Source organism: Nitrosomonas marina (genome assembly GCF_900111605.1).
GTDB lineage: Bacteria > Pseudomonadota > Gammaproteobacteria > Burkholderiales > Nitrosomonadaceae > Nitrosomonas > Nitrosomonas marina_A.
The window spans coordinates 1-5,737 of sequence record NZ_FOIA01000062.1 but is presented as its reverse complement, the minus strand read 5'-3'; the positions used below and the strand labels follow the sequence as shown (position 1 = coordinate 5,737).

General features: G+C 40.2%; 5 protein-coding genes. 3 read left to right on the top strand and 2 right to left on the bottom strand.

Annotated features, from left to right (window positions below; translation table 11 throughout):
• The 3 genes from istA to BMY62_RS15515 all read left to right on the top strand — a co-directional run.
• On the top strand, positions 1–1,082 hold a 1,082-nt coding region (istA, locus tag BMY62_RS15525), incomplete at its 5' end, for an IS21 family transposase (RefSeq protein ID WP_090662102.1).
• A gap of 12 nt (positions 1,083–1,094) precedes the next feature.
• Positions 1,095–1,853: an IS21-like element helper ATPase IstB gene (istB, locus tag BMY62_RS15520; RefSeq protein WP_090662099.1), complete on the top strand. Its 759-nt coding sequence runs from the start codon at positions 1,095–1,097 to the stop codon at positions 1,851–1,853.
• 815 nt (positions 1,854–2,668) lie between these two features.
• Positions 2,669–3,376 (top strand): hypothetical protein, encoded by a 708-nt coding sequence (locus BMY62_RS15515; RefSeq protein ID WP_143058845.1) that lies wholly within the window; start codon positions 2,669–2,671, stop codon positions 3,374–3,376.
• 19 nt (positions 3,377–3,395) lie between these two features.
• Here BMY62_RS15515 and BMY62_RS15510 read toward each other — a convergent pair whose 3' ends face one another.
• Together BMY62_RS15510 and BMY62_RS16025 are read right to left on the bottom strand one after the other, a co-directional pair.
• Positions 3,396–4,325: a hypothetical protein gene (locus BMY62_RS15510; RefSeq protein WP_090662094.1), complete on the bottom strand. Its 930-nt coding sequence runs from the start codon at positions 4,323–4,325 to the stop codon at positions 3,396–3,398.
• 506 nt (positions 4,326–4,831) lie between these two features.
• Positions 4,832–5,554 (bottom strand): hypothetical protein, encoded by a 723-nt coding sequence (locus BMY62_RS16025; RefSeq protein ID WP_177170425.1) that lies wholly within the window; start codon positions 5,552–5,554, stop codon positions 4,832–4,834.
• Positions 5,555–5,737: the final 183 nt, after the last annotated feature.

Here is a 5,737-nt window from a genome sequence, read left to right as displayed (position 1 = left end):
TACCGATCATTGACGCGGCCAGTGGCGAAATCCGTCAGGCCCAGATCTTTGTCGGCACACTGGGCGCATCCAACTATACCTACGCCGAGGCCACGGCTGGACAGACACTGCCTGAGTGGCTGGCCAGCCAGAGCCGTATGCTGGAATTCTTTGGTGGCTGTCCTGAGATCATTGTGCCCGACAATCTTAAATCCGGCGTCAGCAAGCCTTGTCGCTATGATCCTGATTTAAATCCCAGCTACCAGCAATGGGCCGCTCATTACCAGGTCGCGGTGATCCCGGCACGGCCTTACAAACCCAAAGACAAGGCCAAGGTGGAAGTGGCTGTACAGATTGTTGAACGCTGGATACTGGCAAAGCTGCGCAGGCAAACCTTCTTCAGTCTGGCAGAACTCAACCACTGTATTGCCAGTCTGCTCAATGACTTGAACCACAGGTCTTTCAAACAATTGCCCGGTAATCGCCAACAGGCTTTTGAACAACTCGACAAGCCGGTTCTGCAGCCATTACCGGCAAATCCCTACAGCTATGTCGATATCAAAACCGTCAAGGTCAATATCGATTACCATGTTCAATACCGGCAACACCAGTACTCGGTTCCACACCAGTATGTTGGCGAATATCTACAACTGCACGCCAGTGAAACGCTGATCAGCCTGTACTTTAACGGTCAGCCGATCGCTTCACACCCTCGAGCGCACCGCTCCGGAACAACAACGTTACCGGCACATATGCCGGTCCGGCATCAGAAACATCAGAAATGGTCACCGGGACGGTTAAAAAACTGGGCCAAAGATATCGGCAGCGAAGTACTGACCTGGGTGGATTATCAACTGACCAGCAAAGCGCACCCCGAACAAGCCTATCGTGTCTGCCTGGGGCTGCTCAATCTCAGCCGGGAATATCCACCGGAACGTCTGGACAAAGCCTGCAAAATAGCCAATGTACAACGGCTCTACCGGCTCAAACAAATCAAGTCCATCCTGCAAAGCAACCGCGACCAATTACCACAACAACTGGATATCGATATTCAATTGCCACAGATCCATGAAAATATCCGTGGCCCCAGGGACTACCATTAACAGGACGGTATCATGACTCATACACAGGCTTTACAACAACTGCGCCAGCTAAAACTCTCCGGCATGGCCGATGCGCTGGTGCGCCAGCTTGAACAAACCGGCACTTATGACAATCTGCCGTTTACCGAACGCCTGCAATTGCTGCTCGATGAAGAAAACCTCATGCGCACAAACCGCAAGCAAGACCGCCTGGTTCGCCAGGCTCTCTTTAAACTCAAAGCCTGCATGCAGGATATCGACTATCAGCATCCGCGTAATATCACCCAGTCACAGATCGCAAGACTGGCACAGGCTGACTGGATTGAAAAGGGACAAAACCTACTGATCACCGGCCCTTGCGGCAGCGGCAAAACCTATCTGGCCTGCGCCATCGGACATAACGCCTGCCTGCATGAAATCACGGTCCGATATTACCGCCTGTCGCGCTTACTGCTGATGTTGACACAAGCCAAGGCTGATGGCTCTTATCACAAACAACTGAAACTATTGGCGAAACTGCAATTGCTGATCATTGATGACTGGGGACTCGAGCCCTTAAAACCAGCACATCGTAACGATTTGCTGGAAATTATGGATGACCGCCATGGCGCCACATCAACAATGATCATCAGTCAGTTGCCTACCGATCAATGGTATACCGGTATCGGTGACAACACACTGGCCGATGCCATTCTTGATAGATTAATGCATAACGCACACCGACTACAACTGAAAGGAGAATCTATGCGAAAACGAAGTAGTTCATTGACTCAAGATGAACAAATAAAGTAAAAAGACAACTCGTCATGCGTTGGAAAAATCTGTGTTCACATTGGACCGGAATCAGTGTTCAACTTCGCCAGAATATGCAACAATTACAGACTGTGATTTCGCGACAATTAAAAATAGAAAAATGACTAATACCCAGGTTCAACATTGAACGCCATTTTCCTTAAACCTTATACTGAACAAAATCTCTGCAACCCTTGTAAATTCAAAGATGTTTGTGAAGCAAACACCCGAAGGGTTTATCCTTTAATTTGCAGGGATGGAAGAGAAAATAAACTATAAAGGTGCCCGTATTAACGGTGCCCGTATAATTGACGCGAAATACCTCTTTATAATTATCGCCTCACAGATCACACTGAAAAAAAACCATTATAGTCTATGTCATTGATACCTCGTTGTTTGTGGGTGATTGCGGGTGTTTGTAATGCTTGTGTTATTGTTTGAATGGAAAGTGCTGATGACACAAGCATTTGGGCGTGTGAGTTTTATCTGGTCAATAATGGCAGGAAGCTGCATGAAGTACAGCAGATACTTGGCCACCCCTATCTGAAGGTGGTGATACGTTGTACCTGCTTGTCCAACAAGGTATTTCGGGAAGCTGCTAATAGTGCTGCGGTGAAGATTCGGGGGTAGTGGAAGAATGTGGGGGCGTTTGGTGTTAGTTATTTAAACACATGCAATCAAAATTTATGATACTAATATCAAGATTAGCATTTTCCTCAAATGAAATAGACGATTTTGTGGTAGTTAAAAATTGTTTTTTTGTAAATAATTCTCAAAATAGTATTTAATAAATGTCTTGTAATAAATAATAATAAATGAGATTCAAATTAATTTTTATCCTTTTAATTTTCTTGAGTGCATGTGGAACTATTCCGCAACATATAACCCTTACGTCGCAACCTCAGCAAAATGCAAAAGTTGGTTTGTTAATTACGCAACTTCCGAAAGCTTGGGCAGGCTATACTGGTTCTGTAGGTATGTTAGATTATGCGATTATATCGGCGGCCAATAGATCACTTAATAAACATTTAGAAACGCTAAATTTTGAAGAAGAATTTAAGTTCTTTTCTAATCAAATCAAAGTAATTCTTGAGGAAAAAGGTTTTTCTGTAATTTTGATTGATGAATTCATGCCATTTGAGTTTGCGTTGAAGTTAAAAGCTCATGAAAATGGCATTTCACAAAATGATTATGAGATTTACAAAGAGAAGTACGAACTTAATTACCTGCTCACCATACGTTTAATTAAAATTGGGACTGTGCGACCTTATTATAGTTTTGTCCCAACGGCACCACCAACTGCAACTGTTCAAATTTGGGGTGAACTCGTTGAATTAAACAATAACAGTGTTCACTGGTATCATCAGGTTTCTTCAACAAATGCAATTCCTGAACCATGGGATGAGAAAAATATGGCTTTTCCTAATTTAACAAATTCTATTTATGTAACGCTTGATAATGCGATGAATAAGATTTTAACTGTTTTGCAATATCCGGAAGCGAGTGGAATTTCAGAAGAATGAATGTATTTTAATCAAATTGCTAATTCATGCTCCCAATTGGATAATATTTGACATGACCCCGAAGAGTTTTAAATTTTATATAATTTTGTTCTGAGTTTATATCTAATAATTGCCCTCTTTCAAAATAATTGCCCATGTGATTATTGAATCTTATGTTTTGAATAGAGGTTGTTGCATCATTTGAATTTAAATCAGAAAATATGAGGGGCAATAAATTCTCAAATAAAAAAATTGTAATTTTCTTTATTTGTTCTTTATCGATTGAATTTAAATCGGCTAGAGTTTTATTTTGTTCTATATCAATTAATGGTGGAGATTGAATATGGAAATATTTTTTGTATATTGGCTTGTTCTTGACTGACAAAATCTCCACATATGCATGCAACTCAAGTGATAATAGATTTGAAGTTATATCTAAAAATGGAGTTATTCGCATTACATTTTCATTTGTCTCATAATTACTTTTTTTAAAAAAAATACTGACACCATGATTTCGGTCAACAGCTTTTGCTATAACTGGCATCCAATTTATTGCTTCCATTTTGTTCAATAAATCTTTTACTGGTTCATCTAACTTTCGCTGATATTTATTGATTTGATAAGTTTTCATAGCATAGACAAAAGCAATACTTGTTAAGGCACTTACGCCAACACCAGCATAATGGATACCAGGAGTCATTACACCAGTCTCACTGCCAACTCTATCTATTTGCTCAAGTCCCCCATCGAAGCCATCTCCGAACAAACCTTCAAGTTCTTCTCCATCGTAACCGATAGAATTCATGGCAACATGAAAATCTTTGAAATAGCTTAAGTCTATAAAAATATGTTTTGGTGATTCAATTAATTCAGATGCAGCAGAAACAGATTTTGTTTTGATATTTGTGCTGCAACTGAGTAAATTGAAAACTATGAATATTAAAAAAACTCTATAAATCAAATTAGTCATATTGAATGTTTAAAATTCAAGTTACTTGGGTTCGCGTAATAACTGCAATTAACCTCCTGTAGAAATAAAAGAATATACTATTTTTTAGTGAGCAGTGTACGTTATCAAAAGAATTTTCACAGATAGTTGACTTGAAATAATAAGTGTTTTTTCAAATTTGATTCGCCACGATTATAAGTATATGGAAGGAAGTTTAGAATTATTTCCCCGACCCATAACCCATAAAGTCCGACGATCAGTGATCAGTAACAGCAAAGCGTTGTCACGATTCTGTCACGTTACAAATTCAGGGAATGCTGTTGAGTCTGCTTTTTTTCGATCGATCTGGGAGATTTCGATTCGCCGACCCACAACCATAAAGTCCTGCGATCAGTGGCATCAGCGGTAAGTCCAAGAAAAGTATGGCTCGTCAAAACGGACAAATCTGGTAATTTGCAAGTATCTATTTTATTAATACGCTAAAATAATAAAATGAGCCCAAATGATATATGGATTAGTTAGAAAGTTCATGAATTTGCATTCCGAAGCATTGTTGCTGCAGTTTGAAAAATTTCTAGTTCATTCCAAGGTACTGCGTGAAAAGGTATACAACCATCTTCCTGTAAAGCACAGCGTTCAAATTCGTGGTTGCGGTGCGATGAAACAGAGGTTGACCAGTGAACTCCACCATATACGATGCTATAGCAAGTATGTTCATGATATTTTGTTCGATAAGCCATTGTAACCGAATGTATAATTTTTTTGGTTCTGTGATGAATGATTGCCACGCCGAATATTGGATACTGCCAAAATTTGCCAGGGTCTCGATTCTGAATCATTTGGCGTAATTTATCTTGATGCGGTCCCAGAGATACTTCAGAAAAGTTAGGCAAACTACTGACGCTAGCACGAAATAGGACACTAAGATGGAATAACTTAAATGAATTGTAGTCAACCTTAATCCAATAGGGCTCAGAAACACTCCAAGGATCTGGAAGTGGATTTGGATTAGCGTTTATCCACTGAGTCTGGAACGGTTTCTCGCAAAATATATTAAAATGTTGTTCACAGCATTCACAAAATAAATATTCGCGGAGCCCTTGTTGAAGAGGTTTGTAGCCTTTATTGCCTAGACCATTTATAGCAGCTAGATGCCCTTTATTGTTATACAACTTCTTATGCAGAAATTCAGGAACAATATGAGAATTTCTAAGCTCAAGATCCTTAAGACATAATTGGCAAATAGACATTAAAAATCTAGAATGTTAATTACTTGAAAAATAACGTAACTACTCTCCCCATACTTTGTGAGCCTCACCCGCCAATGCGATTTGAATGGCGATAAGCGGGTTATATCCTCTATTGGCCATGGATTGCAGGTAGCTTGAAATCCGGCAATAGGCATGTGCATATTCGGTGGTTCTGAAACAACC